Below are 19,069 nucleotides of genomic sequence, written 5' to 3' on the forward strand. Positions count from 1 at the left end.
ACCCGAAGCGTAAGCGAGGGATTCGTCGCAACTCGATCCCTCGCTTACACATCGGGTTACCATTCCCACCAACATGGCGCTGTCCAGTTAGGCACTCATCGCCTGATCATTCAACCGCTGCACTCAAGTGAGGTCATTGCCGTGAATCTATACGTTGTTTCAGGGCCCATCCGCCAGCTTCTGCTAGCAGGCAGCGCCATTGCAGTTCTGGCCATGGCCGGGTGCAACGGCAAAGGCGAAGCAGAGCCATATGTTCCGGGGCCTCGGCCGGTTTCGGTGAAAGCACTGGTCAAGCAGTCGGTGCCGCAAGCAATGCTGGCCGCCGCTACGGTGGGATCGTGGAAGACCGAAGAACTGGGCTTTGAAGTCGGTGGTCGCGTTGAATGGGTGGTGGAACCGAATCAGGAAATCGAGGGCCGTGTCGAAGATGCGGACGGAAATCTGATTGTGGAAGGCACGCCTGTCGCTCGACTGGAAAGCGAACGCTACCGACTGCAGGTCGAAACGGCGAAGGCCAACATTGTTCAGGCTGAACAAGCGGTAAAAGCGGCGACGATCGAACTTGAAAAAGGTCTGCCCGCACAAATACGAGCAGCCCAGGCCGACGCCAGTCTCGCGCTAACCCAACTCAATCGCAGCAAACAGTTGTTCGAAAAGAGCGCGGGAACGGAAAGTGACGTCGATCGCGATGACGCCAGGTATCAGAGTGCCGTGGCCACCGTTGAGCAAATGGATGCCGACCTGAAGAGCAAGGAAGCGGAACTGCAATCGTTGCAGTCCAGCCTGTTGCAGGCGAAGCAGTCGTTGCGGGACGCTCAACGAAACCTTGATGACTGCACGCTGTATTCTTCGTTTCGAGGTGAAATCGCACACGTGGCCGTTGTGCCTGGCAGTGTTGTTTCGGCTGGCCAGCCCGTGGCCACCATTCAAATGATGGATCCAATCAAAGTCGAAGTGGAAGTCTCAGCCGAAGATTCGCGTCGTCTACGCAGTCGCGAGCGTCTGGCCGTCATGGTGTCGAAAGCCGATGGGACAGTTGAAGAGCACGACGGTTTTTTGTACCTGATCGATTCTGTCGCGGACGCAGCCACGCGCACCTACACAGTGACCGTGCTGGTGTTGAACAAGAAAGAGTCCGCCAAATCGCCGGCCGCGTCGTCTGCACCAGACGCCCCCGCCATCGCGACGACGACTCAAACCTGGCGAATGAACCTCAGATTTATCCCCGGTGCCAAAGAGGGGCTCCTGTATGTCGCGGAAGATGCCATTCACACCCAAGACGGCAAATCCTGGCTGTGGAAGGTCGAGAACGTAGAAACTCATCAACCGCTTCCGGCAGACAAGCTGCTTAAGGTTTCGAAGCTACCGGTGGAACTCGGCCCTGCGAAAATTCCTTTTCTGGGCAACTGGATTTTTCAACAGGTCCTGATCGATGACGAATCGTTTGACCCCGACGTCAACATCGTGGCCGGAAAACTAAACGTACCGACAGGCGAGGCCAGCGACTGGGACGGCGACACGATACGAATCGCAGACGACAGTCAGTGGGAATTGCGGCCGGGTGAGTTGGTGAAAGTCGATCTTTCCGGCAGCAGCCTGGAACAGGGCTACTTCGTATCGATGGACGCCATTGTCCGGGAAGGCAACCGTTCGTTTCTGTTTGTTGTCGACGGAACCGACGACGCGGCAACCGTCAAACGCACAGAAGTACGGCTGGCAACCAGTGACCAACCCACGGCCACTTCGTCACTACGGCAGGTGGCGCCGCTGGAGGGCGAATCGCTGGACGGGCTGCTTTACGTGACCAGCGGAGCTCATTATCTACGCGACGGCGAACCCGTACAGGTTGTCATGAACGGGAAGGCCGCCCAATGAATCTCGCGGCACTCGCCATGCGATACCGGCCCGTGGTGCTGACGTTTGTCGTGCTTATGGTCGGCTGGGGCGCTTTCACGTTTGCGACGATGCCCCGGCGTGAAGATCCCGAATTTACCATTCGCACGTGCGTTGTCACAACTCAGTGGACGGGAGCTCCCACTGTTAAAGTGGAAGAACTGATCACCGATAAGCTGGAAGAATCACTGGACGGCATCGAAGAAGTGGATCACTTGCGGTCGACCACGACCAATGGTCTGTCCGTCATCTACGTGGATCTGGACGATCGTATTCCGCCGGGCGACATTCAGAACGTCTGGGACAAAGTCCGCGCGAAGGTCGACCTTGTCAAAATGCCAACCGACAACATCCATCCCATCGTCAACGATGAATTCGGCGACACAGCCGTGCTGCTGCTGGGTATCCACCAAACGCCGCTCGCTGGTGATGACGCCATCGAAGACGCGCACCGCTATTCGCCGCGAGACCTGGAATTATTTGCTGACCGAGTGCGCGACAAAATCCGGTTGCTGGACGGAGTAGCCAAGGTTGAAAAGCACGGCGTCAATGATGAAGCCATCTACATCGAAACGGATCTTGGCACCTGGTCACAGGTGGGACTCACCAGCGAAGCACTGAAGCACCTTGTGGACGCTCGAAACATCGTGTCACCAGGTGGCAGCATCGACACGGAAAACGGCAAGTTCAACGTGAAACCCGGTGGCGAGTTCGATGCTGTTGATGAAATCGAATCCATTGCTGTGGCAGCCGTCCAGACAGGTGATTCGTTAAACAAAGTTCGGCTGACAGACATTGGCCTCAAAGTGACGCGTGACTACGTGGATCCTCGATCGGTCGTATGCCGGTTTTCTGATGCCAACGGATCTTACCCGGCGGTGATGCTAAGCGTGACCATGCAGTCCGGGTCGAACATCATCGACGTTTGCGATTTGTGCATGGCTCGAATCGACCAAATGGTCACCGTCGATCAATCTTTGCCTCGCGACCTGGCCGTCACGCCCGTGTCGAACCAGGCAGACAACGTCAACATGAAGATCAGCGACGTGATCGGTAACGTGGTGTCAGCCATCGTGATCGTGGTCATCGTTGTGTTTCTGTTTGTTGGATTAAGAACGTCCCTGGTCATGGCGGCCAACATTCCGATTGTTGTGTTCGGTGCCGTCGGCATCGTCGGGATGCTGGGCGTGCAGTTAGAACAAATTTCTCTGGCATCGATCATCATCGCGTTGGGCTTGCTGGTCGACAACGCGGTTCAGGTATGCGACCAAACGCGAACAAACTGCCTGGCCGGTATGACTCCGCGAGACGCCGCCGTCGAAGGCGCAAATACGCTCATGTTCCCGATGCTGTCCGGAACGCTGACCACTGTCGCCGCCTTTCTGCCGATGTTGTTCGCGCTAAGTGGCGGCGGGGCGGAATACATTTACAGCCTGCCGGTCACTCTGTCGACAACACTGCTGCTAAGCTGGTTTCTGGCGATGACGGTTTGTGTGGTGCTGGCAGCTGCGTTTATTCGAGCTCCTAAAAACCCGGATGCCCCCAACGCTCCGCTGCCATGGCTGGGTTACAAAGCTGCGAAACTGACGTCGGCGATGTCACAAAAGTTGCGGAAAAAAGATGCGCCTGAAGTTGCCGAAAAGACCAGCGACAACGAACGCGCCGCAGGTCCCAGCGACAACATCTTCCTTCGTATCTATGGCCTGACAGCAACGGTCGCGTTGAGGATGAAGTGGATCACAGTGCTTGCGGCGGTCGCGTTGCTATTTGCAGTGTTGCGGCTGCCGGTGAGCACCGAATTTTTCCCTCAGGATCGGCGAGACCAGTTCTATGTGAATGTGCTACTGCCGGAAACTGCCACGATCGAACAAACCGATCAGGTGGTCCACCACGTGGAAGAAGCAATTCAAAAACTCAGCCCAATCACGTTGCCGGACGGAACGAAAGTAGAACGGCTGCGAGCCATGCGGTCGATGACGGCTCAAGGCGGAGCTCGCTGGGCGCTGGGCATCAATCCACCTGCGCCCAGCACCAGCGTTTCGGAGATCCTGGTCCGAACGACGGACGGAAATCTGACGCCTCAATTTGTGGAAGACATCCGAAAGGCTACCAACGACGGTCGCAGCGATCTGGGAATCTCACCCATTCCCGGTGCTCGGATTGTTCCGAAAAAGCTAGCCCTAGGACCGCCGGCCGCCCCTGTGGAATTACGAGTGATCGGAGACGGATTTGCCGACGTCGAACAGTTGCGCAAAACGGCCGATCAGGTAAAAGCTCTGATAAAGCAGCAAGCTGGTACATGGGACATTGCTGATTCCTGGGGCGTCGACGGGTTTCAGTTGCGCATCGATATCGACGACGAAAAAGCGAATCTGGCCGGTGTCACGAATGCCGACGTCGCGGACATTTTGACCGCCTATTTTTCCGGACTTAAGCTATCCACATTCCGAGAAGGTGATCACCAGATCCCCGTCTACTTCCGTCTGGAGCCTCAACAACGCCGCAGCCTAAACGGTGTTGACGCCGCATACGTGGAGGGCGAAAACGGCAAACTCCCGCTAAATTCCATCGCAAAAACCATCACTGAATGGCAGCCTGCAAAAATTGAACGCCGCGACCTGAATCGCACCATCAACGTGAGCGCAGAGGTGGAAGACGGCGTGTCCGGCAACGATGTCGTGAACGCCGTGATGGCGTCAGACGAAATGCAGTCGATCATAGCGGCGCTTCCGATCGGCTATCGCATTGAAATCGGTGGTTCGCTGGAAGAGAGCCAGGATTCGTCGGCGGAAATGCTGATGTCCTTTGCCATCTCTCTGTTGCTGATCGTGTTAATTCTTGTGCTGCAATACAACGGTTGGTCAAAGACGCTTATCATTCTTGCCACACTGCCGCTGGCCATGATTGGGGCATGGTTCGGACTCTGGCTGACCAACAATCCGCTTGGCTTCATGCCTCAACTGGGATTGCTATCGCTGTTCGGCATTGTGCTGAACACGGGGATCATTTTTATCGAATTCGCCGACATTCTGATCGCCGAAAAAGCCCGACAACTGCAGGCTGCGGGCACCGCTACGGGACCGATTCTGGGGCTCACGCGAACTCAATTTCGAGCCTGCCTGTCAGCCGCCGGCAAACAACGCATGCTGCCAATCTTTTTGACGACGGCCACAACGATCGGTGGTCTAATTCCGCTGGCTCTGTCGGGCGGACCGCTGTGGGAAGGCATGGCCTGGCTGATGGTCTACGGCCTGATCGTGGCAACCTTGCTGACGCTGTACATCGTGCCTTCGCTGTTCGCGATTATCGTGGAAACCTTCGGCATCAGCCCAATCGAAATGCCAGAAGGCAGTGACTCTGGCGGACAGACCGAGGCCGTCGCGTAAACGACGAGTCGCAGCGAACAGAGCGGTAGATACTGACGACCAGACGGCGATTCACCGCTGGTGACTTACGCCGCTGCGAAGCGCCTCGCACATGCGAGGCGTGGCAGCGAAACCTGAACTATGTCATCAACCCGATGGGCCCTGCCGGCGTGATCTGCTTTAGCTTCTTTGATTTCAACAAGCGATAGCAGTCCGGCAGATCGAACGTGTTAAGGATGCCAGGGACCATCGACGACAGTGGCCAGTCGTAGTCTTCTGCCTGAGCCAGATCTGTAAACGACGTGAGCGCATTTTGCAGAGTGACCTGCGTCACCGTGGGATGCAAAGTCGCGGCGAAGGTGCCCGAGATACTGCCCCAACCGTTGGCGAACAAATGAACCTGTTCGTGGCCAACCGACTTCAACCAGTTTAGCACAGACAACAGATCGCCCGTTCGTTGTCGGGAATACGAATCATCGAACATGACGCCCTGAATCGCGTACATATAGTCGCATCCGTAGGCGGAGGCATAAGAATTGGTCTCCGCTGTGTTTGGACGCGATTCGCCGGTGCCACGCACATCAACTGCGTACACCGGTGTGTCTGGGTTGTCGGCGATCAGTTTAAGAAGCTCTTCATTGTCGCGAAGTTCCGCATCGGCCGAATCGTGCGACACGTACAGAAGCGCTTGTTTGGAATCTCGGGGCGGCCGTGAGTAATGCCGTTCCGGATACAGGCGATAAACAAAAGCCTGCACGCGAGGTTCCGTTTCCACCACGTACGTCAAAAAATACTTCTCCGGAAAGTCGCGACCGCTGCCGATGCGAAGGATGCGATACTTCGGGACCGCATCGGAAAGGCGATCGCCGATCCAGTCGGTCAGAACCGGCATCAACTTTTCGGGAGCCAAGTCGCCTCGCTGCTTTGCCAGCTTAGCGGCCTTTTCTCGCGTGAAATCCTGAACGGTTTTCGCGCCCATCGTGCTGACCTGTCCGGACTCCGTACACTGAAGTGTCGCGTCGTCTTCAATGGTCAACTCGGGCTCTGTTCCCGGCCCGTCGGTCCCCGTGACACGATTGAACCAGCCGTACATCGCCTCCCGATTTTCCTGCGTGTAGCCGTGATACGTTGGTCCAACAAACAAGTTGATGTTGTCTTCGGCGCCCAGCAGTTGATACAGCCGTTTCAAACGACCATAGGCTTCTTCGGTACCACGAACGTCGAAGAAGTCCTTCTCCTTGGCCAGAATAATAATCGGCTTCGGCGCCAACGCCGCGAGAAAGTCTTCATGATCCAGCCCCATCGACAGCGCTTTCGGAGGGCATTGCTCCGTGTCGGTCGGCAGTTCATTTTCCAGATTGCGAACCAACGACGCGACGTAACACGACGGCGCCGCCATGCCCCAACGCTGCTCAACACCGCACATCAGCGTTGTGTCTGTGCCGCCGCCCGAATTTCCGGTGACGCCAATTTGCGTCGGGTCCACTTCGTCGCGAGTTAACAAATAATCCAGAGCCCGCACTCCGTCCCACGCGCGCCACATACTGAACGATTCGTCGACGAGAAACTGTTGGTTGCCGGTTTTCAAGTGTTCTCGCACGCCAACTCCAACGTGCGACTTCAGGTGCTCGTCAACGTATTGCAGGCGTTCGCCCTGGCCGATCGGATCGAAGATCAAACAAACATAGCCCTGCCGCGCGAGGCCCTGCGAAAAACCCTGATAGGCTTTTTCAGCTTTGCCGTTATGAGTGTGGCCGCAGGTGCCGACAACGGCCGGTCGACGGCCTTCGACATTGGTAGGGACGTACAGGTTTGCCGTCACCGGAAATCCAGGACGGCTTTCGAAGATCACATTTTCAATGCGATAGCCGTCTCGTTTATGGACGCCCGTGACCTTCGCGTTCAGTGGTGTCTTTTCCGGATGAGGACCAAGACACGCGCGGATCCGATCCTGGCAGGACGTCACGTACTCTTCAGCATCCGCCTTCGTTTGCAGCGCGGCAAGTCGATCGATGCGCTGCTTCTGGAAAGCTCGCATGCGGTCGACATAGTATTCCTGCATCATTCGCGGGAAGCGATTGAGCGGTGTTTTCTTCGGAGTCGCTTTCGCTGCCTGAGCGACCGCTTGTTCGGTCATCCACAACTGCTGAGCAATCACAGCGCCCATCGCGCTGGCGGTAGATGCCTGAAAAAACGTGCGGCGAGACAAAAGACTGGATGGCATGGCGGGTTCCGTGACGTTTGTTGAAAGGATGAAGTGCAGGGGGAGATCGTGGCGGAAGGAGGGCACGATTGTAGGCACGCTCTTCAGCGAAATTCAAGAAGACGGAAGCTTCAGTGAATTCGGCAGGCTTCGGTCAACGCGTGCCTCGGACCCGAGTCCTTCGGTTTGAGCGACGATTCAATTCCGACAAACATGCAGCACCTAATTGAAAAACAGCGAGCATTTGCCTTCCAACGTCGCCTAACTCCGAAGAAATTTTTGCATGTCGGGACTTGTCTATCCAATCGCCACAACGGATACACGGGAAGCGCAACAAGCGACATTGTACCCAAATCGATTTAAGTGCCTCGTTCCACTTCGAGGATGCCGCAGGCCGCACTCGATTCACGGCGAGGTTGTGCATCTCCACGATGCGTTTCACAAATCAGACACATCCGACGGAACGAAAGGAGGTGCCGTTCTCTACATCAAGGTTCAACGTCTGGGGCTGATCACGAAAAAATAACAGAGGCTATTCCAGCAGTTTTGCCACCACCACAATGTGCTGGCCTTTAGGAACCGGAGCCACCCATGCCTGAGCCAGCACGACTCCATCCAGTGCGGCGACACACGGCCAGGGGTCAAGGTCAATGCGGTCAAAGTCGTGCAGCAGGCCCACTGTATCACCGCGTTTGACGGCGGTTCCGCATTCCACCAGCGGTTCGTAGTGGCCAGCAAACGGAGCGGCGGTAAAACAGTCTCGGTCGACCATTTCCAACTTCTGCTGAGTGCCCGCGCGATGATGGGCAATCGGTTCGATCGTCCCGTGCAGCAGGTCACTATTGATGGCCGCCGCTAAGACGCCCTGACGACCATACTTCACGCCTTCTGGGTTCACGGATCGTCCCCAGCCAAGTTCGGTCCCCACTGTGATCTTGCCCAGTCGCTCGGCTTCGCTGGGCAGCAGGCCCGGAGTCACATTCTGGTAGACCATCAGCGACGGCGTGCCAAACCAACGTGCGGTTTGCTCGATCTTTTCGCCCAACACCGGGTCGTCGACCGGGTGGTAATTCGCGCAGATGGAAAACCGAGCGACGTCGCCTCCGGAATGCAGGTCCAGCACAATGTGCACTCGTGGCCAGATATACGTGCGGACAAACGCTGCAATCCGATGAGTAATTCCGGCCAGTGCCGGCGTGCTTCCAGCCCCGTCGACAAAAGCTCGATTCAGGTTGACGCCGTCTTCCTGACGACTTTCGCGCGTGCCGGAAAGAAACGCCGCCGGGTTCAGAACGGGAATCAGAATGATCCGCCCGCGCACGTCGGCGATGTTGATGTCGCGCATCAGGTGCTTTAGCGCCATCGGCCCTTCGTATTCGTTACCGTGATTCGAACCGAAGGACACCAGCCCCAGGCCGTCCTGAGTTTCAGGGCCGACAAACACGGTCAGCGGCAGCAGATGATCTCCCCAAATGCTGTCATGTTCCAAAGCCACCCAGTAATCCCGGCGGCCCGGTGAATCCAGGTCCAGTTGTTCAGGACGGACGGTCTTGCGTTCCATAGTTCTTCTCATTCATCGGTTAAGCGGTCGGTGCAGTCCACCAGCAACCAGCAGGCTCCGGATGCAAGATACATTCCGGATAACAGCACGAACAGCGGGTTCCAGTCGGTGACAGACATGTCAATCCCGTCGACGACGGACGTCGTGGTAAACCAGTCCAGCACAACGCCGAACACAATCGGCATGCAGACACCTCCAATGGTACCTGCGGTATTGATAATGCTGAACACGGTCGCACTGAACCGACCTCCAAGATCCGTACAGGTGCCCCATGTTGTTGGCTGACTCCAGTCACTGAAGAACTTCGCCGCCATCAGCAGCCACGCTCCGGTCACACCATCAGACTGCATCACAACCAACGCCAACATGGCACAGCCGATGACCTTCCCCACAAAACCAACGCCACTGCGTGCCCAGCGCCGGTTGCCTGTGCGGCGAATGATCGTGTCATTCAACCAGCCACCGACAATGCCGCCCAGAGCACCGCCAAACAGCGGCAGACTAGCCAGCCAACCGGTCTGTTTGATGTCAAACTGATGAGCGACCAGGAACCATGTGCCAATCAGCCCCACAAAGACGACGTCTGAGCCAGCATCCAGAAACTGCTGCACCGTGAAGATTCGCAGGCTGCGATTCTGCAACGCCTTGCGCAAAGGTAGCACGGCACGATGGTCGACAGCAGTCGTTTTGGACACTGCACGACCGGCAATCAATTCTTCCTCGGCGGAATTGACGCGGGGATCGTGCACGGGCGAATCGCGGAACAGCGCAAAGAACACAATCGCGTGAACCAGGCCCACCAGCCCGATCAGTGTGACAGATACTTGCCACCGCAGCCCGCAGACTCCCATCAGCAACGTGCCCAGAATAATGGGCGACATCGCGCCGCCTGCTCGACCGAACGTCGTCGCGACCCACCCCTGCAGCACGGTTCGATGAGTGGCGGGAAACCACTGCTGGCTGATTTTTGTCAGAGCGGGGTAGCAGCCCGCTTGAGTCGCTCCGAACACCAGACGCCAGAATCCGAGCAGCATGATGTTGCTGGTATGAGCGATCCCCGCCACGGCAATGGACCACGCGGCGATGATTCCCGTGAGAAACCGGTGCGGCCCAAAACGATCAACAATGATGCCGCTGGGAATCTGACCGGCCGCGTAGGTGTAGTAGAACAAAGAAAACAGAACAGCAGCTTGAGTATTCGAAAACGAAAACTCGGTCTGCAACTTCGGGCCGATAATATTCCAGCTGTAGCGGTGCAGGTACAGCAGGAATGACGTACTGCACGCGAGAGCGAACACAGTCCAGCGAATTTTTGTCGCCGGTAATTCGGATGACTCGGTCGCGGTGTCGCCTGTTGGTGGCACGGGCTGGCTTTCAGAAAACGTTACCGGAATTCGATCGGTTCCGGACAGAAGTGCTGCAATCGCTGCGGATCAATCTGAACGCCAAGTCCCGGCGTTGTCGGAATCTTTAAAGATCCCTCTGCATCCAACTGAAATGGTTCAGTTGTTAACTGATCGATGTAGGCGCACGGAGTCAGGTATTCGACGTGGGAGGCGTTCGGCAGGAAGGCCGAAATCTGCAGATCGGCGGCCAGGCCAATGGCGGTGTTCCAGCCATGCGGCACCACGGCGACGTTGTGGTCTGCGGCTATCTGAGCAATCCGACGGAATTCACTGAGGCCTCCGCACTTGGTGACGTCCGGCTGAATGATGTCGACCGCGTGGCGTTCCAGCCAGGGTTGAAAAGCCTGTCGCCGAGTCAGAACTTCGCCTCCGGAAATCGGGATCGGTGACACGCGGCTCAGTTCCACAAACCCGTCGATATCATCAGGGGGCAGAGCTTCTTCGAACCAGACAATGCCATAGTCGGCAAGCATCCTGGCGGTGTTGCGGGCCCAATTTGTTCCATGAGGCCAGAATTGTTCGCTGCCGCCCGCGTCGACCATTAGTTCCACATCGTCGCCCACTGTCTTGCGAGCCGTCCGGACCAGCAACTCATCGAACGCTCGATCACGGCGACCGAACGGACGCCAGCCCATCTTTATGGCTCGAAAACCGCGTTCGACCACGCTGTTCAGCGTCACCGCCAGAGCATCGGGTTCGTCAAACAAAATCGATCCGTAGGGCTTGATGCGGTCTCGATAATTGCCGCCCAACAAACGTGACACCGGTTGACCGCACGCCTTTCCCATGATGTCCCACAGCGCAATGTCGATGCCGCTGATGGCATGCGTCACACTTCCGCCGCGGCCTTGCCAAAAGGTGGATTGATGCAGAACTTCAGACACGCGTTCGGGTTCGACCGCGGATTGTCCTTTCAAAAGAGGCCACAACAACTGCACTGCACCGGCCACAAGCTGACCAGATGTGAAGCAACTTCCGTAGCCGCAGATGTCCTGATCGGTGTGGACAACTACAAGCGTGTGCAGATCTTCCTGCGGTTCATGCCCCTGAGGCCAGCCACCGTCCACTGTCGCTCCGGTCAGCGGACAGACATCAATGCCAATAATTTTCACGGTCTGCCAATTCCTGGAATCAACCTCAAATGACGCGACGACGTCGTGCCCAAACCCGCGTTTTTAACCAGCCACTCGGTGGTTGTCGAGTCGCCGAGAAGATCAGAGCGCGCTGGATTGCTCGACGGCCTGAATGTGCGGAACGGGTTGACGGACCGCTAACGAGTAAGAAACTGTGCGCTGTTCAGGAATCCTTCATCACCGCGACGACGGACGCAAAGTAACGTGCTTGCTTCGGTCAGGTGCGAGCGTTCCACAATTCCAACGGCATTGAAGTCACACGCGGTCCGGAAGCTGTAACGCTCGAAGTCGGCTGAACGTCATTGATTTCTTCGGATTGCGTTTCGATTCGATTCCGACAAACATGCAGCACTTACTCGAACAGCTGCGAGCGTTTCCGTTTTCATTGTTACTTAAACTTTGGAGTAATTGTTGTATGTCGGGACTTGTTTATGCAGTCGCCACAATGGATACGAAAGGCGAGGAGCTCGCTTATGTCAAAGATTGCCTGGCCGCAGGCGGCGCTGATGTGACGATGGTCGATGTGGGAACCGCCGGACCACCGACCGTGACTCCCGACGTTTCGCGAAGCCAGGTGGTGGGCGCGGATAGCGGCGGCCAGACGTACACAGATCGAGGCGAAGCGGTTGCTGCAATGAGTCAGTCGTTGACGTCGTTCCTGCTGCAAGAACATGCAGCAGGACGAGTGGCCGGGGTCATCGGCATTGGAGGCAGCGGTGGCACGGCGCTCATCTCGGCAGCTATGCGAGCCCTTCCTGTGGGGTTGCCGAAGATGCTGGTATCAACCGTCGCCAGCGGAAACACGGCTCCTTATATCGACTGCAGCGACATCACGATGATGTATTCCGTTGTCGACGTGGCCGGATTAAACGTGGTTTCCCGAAAAGTGCTGGCCAATGCGGCTCACGCGATGGCAGGCATGGTTCAGCATTCGTCGCAGGTGCAACCATCGCGACCGGCTCTGGGCATGACGATGTTCGGCGTGACGACACCGTGCGTCACACGCGTTCGCGAATCACTCGAAGCACAGGGCTTCGACGCTCTCGTCTTTCACGCAACCGGCAGCGGTGGCCGAGCGATGGAGAAGCTTGTCGACGGCGGATTGATCGGTGGGATACTGGACATCACAACCACTGAAGTGGCTGATGAAATTGCGGGCGGAGTTTTCGCCGCTGGGCCCAAACGCTTCGATACCATTATCGAACGTCAGGTCCCCTGTGTAATGAGTCTCGGCGCGTGCGACATGGTCAACTTCGGCGCACCGGACACGGTTCCCGAAAAGTACAAGGACCGCTTATTTCATGTCCACAACCAGCAAGTCACACTGATGCGGACGACGCCGGACGAAAACCGGCAGATCGCAAATTGGATTGCGGACAAGGTGAATCGGTCGACATCCCCGATCACCATCCTGATCCCCGAAGGCGGCGTTTCGATGCTGGACGCGCCAGGCCAGGCCTTCCACGATCCTGAAGCCAATGCCGCACTGTTTGACGAATTGGAAGCTCGCGTTGAACAAACCGAGCAACGAAAAATCGTCCGCCTGCCACACCACATCAACGACGATGCCTTTGCAGACAGCCTGGTGGAAACGTTTTTGGGCCTGCAGAAATAGTGGCGATTTGCCCGCCACAAGCCACTAAGAGCGAATGGCGAGCGCTGTCGCAAATGGTATCGTGAAGGCGGCGTCAATCGGTCAGGTCAAACTTAAACTCGTTCTTCGACTCATCCGGATCAACGGTCGCGGTCAGTCCAGACATAGACGTGTCGCCATACTTGCCCGGTATTGTAGAAGGTTCCGATTTGGCCCCATCTGTGAAGCCCGGCATTCCAGCGACAGTATCGGGCACGTAGTTCAAAGCCACTTTGTAAGTTCCGACCACAGCACCGTCCCCTGGCTCACGAGTCTGCAGTTCAAAATTGCCTTCTGCGTCGGTCGTTCCTTCCGCAATCTGACCAGTACCGTCTTGCGGAATAAATGCGACGGAGATCTTTGGCATTGGAGTTCCGTTGTAGCTGACAACCCCCGAAACCGGTACCGTTTGTGGAGCACCACTCACACCGCCACAGCCAACAATTAGAACCGAGACGCCAGCCAACAGACACAGCTTATTCAAACATGCAACTAACATCCGCGTTTCTCCTCTATCAAGATGAATAGCACGATACTTAGAACTCTGACCGTAAAGTGACGAAGCCTGGAAACAAACGTTACCAGGCTTCGTGTTCACTACGAGACTCACGCATTTCGCGAGGACAGGACTGGAGGGGTCGGGTGGCTAGTACCGACGAAGTGGTGTTTAGAATTCACCCAGAATTTCGCCAGCGCTGATCGTCGCGGCACCTCGGTAAACGCCGATATCAATATTCTCGCTGACAAACCGAGCGCTGCCATCTCCCATTGTAAACTGGCCACCACCAGTATGTTTGCTGGCGAAGGAATAGTTGTTCGGCCAGTCGCCAATGTTCTTTGGCCGTCGCAGAACAGCGTTCAACGGAATCGCGCAAGTAGCGGTGACCGCGTTGGGGTTGTACCACCAATTCCACTGGCTCCAGCCGGGCATCGCTTCACCGATGATAAACGTGTTGGTTGTGCCGTCGGTGATGTCTCTCATTCGAGTTGGAGCGTTGGTGTTTGCCTGATTGGAACACAAGACACCGTTTCCTTCGTTCAGCCCATTGGTGCTGCCGCTGTTTCGGCCACCCAGCGATGAAACAGGATTCCACGCTGCAATCCCCCATCCCCAGTTGCTTCCTGCACACGCTTTGTAGTTCGTAACCCCCCAGGTGCCTGGAGGATCGACGTTCACATCCGAACGGTTCCCAAGACGCCCATTGTTGTTTTCGTTATCAGATGGACACAGGTATCCGGGGATCACCGTATTCGCCGCGACTTGATTTTGAAGAATTGCCGGCGTCGTCCCCTGCAGTCCCACATTAAAATCAATGCTTTGATAAAGATTGCCCTGGTCAATGAACGGAAGAATCATCTGCAGCCAGCTCTTGCCCGTATTGGCGATGGCAGGTCCGCCACCGCCCGCGCCCGGCATCGTCCGCCAGGCATAGTTGATCGGAAAGCAACGAAACGTGTCGTGATAGTTATGAAACGCCAGCCCTAGCTGTTTCATGTTGTTCTTGCACTGCGTTCGCCGAGCGGCTTCGCGAGCCTGCTGAACGGCTGGCAACAACAGTGCGATCAGGATCGCAATAATGGCGATCACCACAAGCAATTCGATCAGCGTGAATCCACGTCTACCTAAGCGATGCAACATTGGCTCGACTCCCCGAAAAAGGACGAATGGCAGAAACGTTCCCGGAAATTCAAAGAACAACTGCGATCGACGCAACGCTCGATTCAATCGCCGGGCTATGCAGACCGTCTCCAATCGTACCAGGGGAATTGCGGCCTTAGCAAGTAATCGGGAAAACAGGTGTAGGACAACCCTACCTGTCGCGCGAAGAATTCTCGGCTTCTCGAAGCCAGCGATATAGCGTTCGGCGCGTGACCTGCAGATCCTTGGCGGCCTGCGATTTGTTGCCACGCGCTTTTTGCACTGCGGTGACAGCTCGCTGATGGTTGTGCGAAGGTGAAAGGTGGCGCGTTGCTGACTTTGTTCGATCCTCGGACCATGGTTCGAAAGACCAGCCTGCCAAAGTGCTGCCGTCTTCCAGAATCGCACAGCGGTGAATCACCTGTTCCAGCTCGCGAACATTGCCCGGCCAGTCATGCTGCATTAGCTTCCGTTCGAAGTCTGCCGACAGGCCGGTAATGTCGCGGTTCAAGCGTCCGCGCAGGTCCGACAGTATCGCTTCGACCAGCAACGGCATGTCTTCCGGCCGTTCGCTAAGTCTCGGCAGCTGAATGTTGATTGCACACAGCCGATAGAACAGGTCACTGCGGAACTCGCCCGCCTCAACAAGAGAACTCAACGGACGATTGGATGCCGTCAATATTCTGACGTCGACAGGAACAGTTAATTCCCCGCCCACTCGAGTGACTTCGCGCTGCTGCAGAACTCGTAACAACGCGACCTGCCCGCGTGTGCTGAGGTCCGCAATCTCATCCAGAAACAAGGTGCCACCGTGAGCCAGTTCGAACTTTCCTGGCCGCTGTCGTTCTGCTCCCGTGAACGCGCCTCGTTCGTGCCCGAACAGTTCGCTTTCCAGCAGCGTGTCGGGAATCGCTCCGCAGTTAAGCGTCACAAACGGATGGTTAGCTCGGGGACTGAGTCGATGCAGCAGTCCCGCAACCAACTCCTTGCCCGTTCCGGATTCTCCTTCAATGCAGACGGTCACATCCTGAGCGGCCACTCGTTGTACAACATCAAACACGCGTAACATCGCGGGGCTGCCACCGATAATTCCGCCGAATGCACCTGGTGCGTCACTCCGGTGCCGCATGGCCATTCCCTTAAACCGTCGCAACGTTGCATTCACGATGTCGCGCACTGGAAGCCGTTCGAAGACAGACCCGCCAGCGAACCCCTGAATGGAACTGTGTCGCAAGACTTCGTTTAAGTCCTCGGGCGTGACGATGGGGCCACCGAACGCCAGCTTCACGCAGTTTGGCCGACTAACTGCAGCTTCGGAAAGTTGGTTCAATCGAGCGATCGCCTGATGCAGCTCATCGTGTTTCGTGCGCACGTCGCCGCTCGCACGAGTCAGGCCGATGTCCAGGATCAGAGCATCGACGTCCGCGCGCATGAAGTGTTCGACCTCCGTGGTACCCAACGCAAAACCGAATGCGACCAGCCCGAGCTCCTTCGCCATAGACAGCATCTCAGCTTCGCTCGCGGCCCCCAGCCCCTCAGCTTCCAAAGCCTGGCGGAACTGACCGTCTATGAATCCGACGGCGGGCCAGTTAACGACCCCCGCCACACCCATTTTCTTCAAACGTCGCAGCCGCGATTCCAATGGCTCCGATGGGTCCGACGCGAGAACGCCCGCGACCACCGGTAGTCCAGCCGCGCGAGGCAGGACATGCCGCTGCAGCAGAGCTTCGGTCTGAGCGTTAGCGTTTCCGAACGGCAGGAAGGAAGCGAGCGAGCCGGTGCCCTGAGTTCGGTAGGTGCCAGCATTCAAAACCATGAGCGCATCAGCACCCGATTCCACGGCACAGCGCGCGACGAGTCCGGAACCCGGCACAACCATCAGAAGTGGACGTTCCGTGAAGGCGCCAGCCAGAGTTCGGCGCAGTGCCTGAGCCTCTTGAGAAGCTTCGATTGTGGATACCTGTGTCACACGCCAAGTATACACTCGGGTAACCACGACACAAGCCGAACTTCCTTAGGACTCGCCAGTTAGTTGCATAACGTGATACAGTTAAACAACTTATGTTTCATTTTGCGTGGTCGCAAACTTGTGGCACACAACATGCAAAGTGCAGTCCCGCCAATCAGTCACTATCCACACAGGTTTTTTCAATGCAACATCAACGCCAGACCCTGTTGAACAAATTTCGCGCAAAAGTAGAGGCGCAGCAACCGATCGTCGGTGCCGGTGCAGGGACCGGACTGTCGGCGAAGTGCGCCGAGCAGGGCGGAGTGGACCTGATCGTAATTTACAATTCCGGACGCTTTCGCATGGCCGGTCGAGGCTCTCTTGCGGGCCTGATGGCTTACGGAAATGCGAATGAGATCGTCCGTGAGATGGCTCCGGAAGTATTGACCGCCGTCGAACATACGCCTGTCCTGGCAGGCGTGTGCGGCACAGACCCTTTTCTGCTTCGCGACCGTTTTCTTCAGGATCTGAAGGGGCTTGGATTCGCCGGCATTCAGAACTTCCCAACCGTCGGTCTGATTGATGGAGTCTTTCGAGCCAATCTCGAAGAGACCGGAATGAGCTTCAGCCTTGAGATCGATCTCATCGCGGCAGCCAATGAACTCGATCTCCTGACGACTCCATACGCCTTCGACCCAAAGCAGGCCGGCTTGATGACTGAGGCGGGTGCGGATGTGGTTGTGGCGCACATGGGACTAACCACGACCGGCATGATTGGTGCCCAGACAGCGCGAACGCTGGATGCGTGCGTCGATGAAGTCCGCGCGATTGCTGAAGCGTGCCGAGAAGTCCGCGAAGACGTATTTGTGCTTTGCCACGGCGGCCCAATCGCATCTCCGGAAGACGCCCAATACATCCTGGAACGTATTCCTGAAGTCGATGGTTTTTACGGTGCCAGTTCAATGGAACGGCTACCGACTGAAACAGCAATCACGGAACAGGTCAAAGAGTTCACAGAATTGAAGCTGGGTGGCGCAAGCGATCCGCGAGCAACAAACGCACTCGGCAATGGCGCGAAGGTGTCGTAGTCACAGCCGCCCGGCTTGTGACCAATGTCGTATGCGCGGGCTCAAAACCCAACCTTGAATTTACAACTGGATTGCCAACGCTGATCCGTGGGCAGATCGCCTTGAAATGCCGCAACATGGCACCCCCTGATGTCCAGGGAATCACGCTCGGTCTTCTGGTTTTAACGTTTTTCGTTTTGTCTTTTAAAAAGGAAACTCAGATGCGGTGCAAACCCAAAAAGTCTCGAGGTTTTACTCTTATCGAGTTGTTAGTCGTGATTGCGATCATCGCGATCCTCATTGCGTTGTTATTGCCCGCCGTACAGCAGGCACGCGAAGCGGCTCGCCGAACTCAGTGCAAGAATAATCTGAAGCAGCTTGCCCTGGCGCTGCACAACTACGAAAGCACACACAGTGTGTTTCCGATGGGGTGGGGACACCACATCGAAAACAGACTGGTGGGAACAGGTCGAGGCAATTGCTTCAATACGAACCACGGCACTGGCAATCGCATTGGCCGTAGCCCGTGGACTGTCATGATTTTGCCTTTCATCGAAATGAATGCGCTCTATCAACAGTACGATGCCAACTATGCGATCAACTGGGCGTTGAACGCAAGCTGGGCCGGTGGTCGAGAAAACGAAGACGTGTGGCTGGCCCCCGTCGTCGCGTTCCGGTGTCCTTCTGACCCTCGAAACTCCAGCCAGGACAACCTCTTGAACTACATGGGGGTTTCCGGCGGCGGTGAATACACGTGCTGGAATCTCGGTGACCTGGACAGCATTAACGTCCGCGGGTTGGACAATGACGGGATCCTCTACCTGGGTTCCAGAACTAAGATTGGCCACATCACGGATGGCACGTCCAACACTTTCATGGTCGGTGAAACAAAGTACCCACGTTCACTCGGTCGTGACCCCGGCGGCGACAACTATTTAGGTTGGGCGTCGGCCGGCATGGCGTGGAACTCAGTTCCACAAACAGCCATCTGTGCAACCGCTCGCGACCAAATCAACACGTTTTATCCGTCGATGGCGCCCGGCAACACACCGTCGCACGCTCATATGCAGCGTGTATTCGGTAGTGAACACATTGGTGGTTGCCACTTCGCGATGGCTGATGGTTCCGTGCACTTCGCCTCAGAAAACATGGACCTCACCATCTATCACAACCTCGGAATGCGAAACGACGGTCAAGTCATTGGAGAATGGTAATCGTGAA

The 19,069-nt window shown here is 56.4% G+C and carries 12 protein-coding genes; 5 read left to right on the forward strand and 7 right to left on the reverse strand.

The window, feature by feature from the left end; genetic code table 11:
- The first annotated feature begins 141 nt into the window (after nucleotides 1-141).
- Nucleotides 142-1,875 (forward strand): efflux RND transporter periplasmic adaptor subunit, encoded by a 1,734-nt coding sequence (locus Fuma_RS16085; protein ID WP_077025025.1) that lies wholly within the window; start codon nucleotides 142-144, stop codon nucleotides 1,873-1,875.
- Nucleotides 1,872-5,279 carry an efflux RND transporter permease subunit gene (locus tag Fuma_RS16090; RefSeq protein WP_077025026.1) on the forward strand — a complete coding sequence of 1,136 codons (3,408 nt, stop codon included), beginning with the start codon at nucleotides 1,872-1,874 and terminating at the stop codon, nucleotides 5,277-5,279. The genes Fuma_RS16085 and Fuma_RS16090 overlap by 4 nt, the downstream gene beginning before the upstream one ends.
- Before the next feature lie 118 nt (nucleotides 5,280-5,397).
- Here the strand turns inward: Fuma_RS16090 and Fuma_RS16095 are convergent, their stop codons facing one another.
- The 4 genes from Fuma_RS16095 to Fuma_RS16115 all read right to left on the reverse strand — a co-directional run bounded on the left by Fuma_RS16095 (nucleotide 5,398) and on the right by Fuma_RS16115 (nucleotide 11,540).
- Nucleotides 5,398-7,482: an alpha/beta hydrolase family protein gene (locus Fuma_RS16095; RefSeq protein WP_077025027.1), complete on the reverse strand. Its 2,085-nt coding sequence runs from the start codon at nucleotides 7,480-7,482 to the stop codon at nucleotides 5,398-5,400.
- A 511-nt stretch (nucleotides 7,483-7,993) separates the two neighbouring features.
- Entirely contained in the window at nucleotides 7,994-9,022 is a 1,029-nt protein-coding gene (locus Fuma_RS16105) for a M14 family metallopeptidase (RefSeq protein WP_077025029.1), read from the reverse strand.
- Between the two features lie 8 nt (nucleotides 9,023-9,030).
- On the reverse strand, nucleotides 9,031-10,386 hold the full coding sequence (locus Fuma_RS16110; RefSeq protein WP_077025030.1) for an MFS transporter: 1,356 nt from the start codon (nucleotides 10,384-10,386) through the stop codon (nucleotides 9,031-9,033).
- A 20-nt stretch (nucleotides 10,387-10,406) separates the two neighbouring features.
- Nucleotides 10,407-11,540, reverse strand: coding sequence for a mandelate racemase/muconate lactonizing enzyme family protein (locus tag Fuma_RS16115; RefSeq protein WP_077025031.1), 1,134 nt, complete (start codon nucleotides 11,538-11,540; stop codon nucleotides 10,407-10,409).
- Nucleotides 11,541-11,976: 436 nt separating this feature from the next.
- Between Fuma_RS16115 and Fuma_RS16125 the strand changes: the two genes are divergently transcribed.
- Nucleotides 11,977-13,176: a Tm-1-like ATP-binding domain-containing protein gene (locus tag Fuma_RS16125; protein ID WP_077028338.1), complete on the forward strand. Its 1,200-nt coding sequence runs from the start codon at nucleotides 11,977-11,979 to the stop codon at nucleotides 13,174-13,176.
- Between the two features lie 73 nt (nucleotides 13,177-13,249).
- Here the strand turns inward: Fuma_RS16125 and Fuma_RS16130 are convergent, their stop codons facing one another.
- The 3 genes from Fuma_RS16130 to Fuma_RS16140 form a co-directional block, all read right to left on the reverse strand.
- Nucleotides 13,250-13,693, reverse strand: coding sequence for a hypothetical protein (locus tag Fuma_RS16130; RefSeq protein ID WP_077025033.1), 444 nt, complete (start codon nucleotides 13,691-13,693; stop codon nucleotides 13,250-13,252).
- A 168-nt stretch (nucleotides 13,694-13,861) separates the two neighbouring features.
- A complete protein-coding gene (locus Fuma_RS16135; RefSeq protein WP_077028339.1) occupies nucleotides 13,862-14,833 on the reverse strand; it encodes a DUF1559 domain-containing protein in 972 nt (323 codons plus the stop codon).
- Between the two features lie 172 nt (nucleotides 14,834-15,005).
- On the reverse strand, nucleotides 15,006-16,817 hold the full coding sequence (locus Fuma_RS16140) for a phosphoenolpyruvate hydrolase family protein (RefSeq protein WP_218922459.1): 1,812 nt from the start codon (nucleotides 16,815-16,817) through the stop codon (nucleotides 15,006-15,008).
- Nucleotides 16,818-16,984: 167 nt separating this feature from the next.
- On the opposite strand from Fuma_RS16140, the gene Fuma_RS16145 reads away from it, so the two are divergent.
- On the forward strand, nucleotides 16,985-17,869 hold the full coding sequence (locus Fuma_RS16145) for a phosphoenolpyruvate hydrolase family protein (RefSeq protein ID WP_077025034.1): 885 nt from the start codon (nucleotides 16,985-16,987) through the stop codon (nucleotides 17,867-17,869).
- Nucleotides 17,870-18,069: 200 nt separating this feature from the next.
- Nucleotides 18,070-19,062, forward strand: a complete 993-nt coding sequence (locus Fuma_RS16150; RefSeq protein WP_077028341.1) for a DUF1559 domain-containing protein — start codon at nucleotides 18,070-18,072, stop codon at nucleotides 19,060-19,062.
- Nucleotides 19,063-19,069: the final 7 nt, after the last annotated feature.

Origin of the sequence: Fuerstiella marisgermanici (assembly GCF_001983935.1) — a bacterium.
GTDB lineage: Bacteria > Planctomycetota > Planctomycetia > Planctomycetales > Planctomycetaceae > Fuerstiella > Fuerstiella marisgermanici.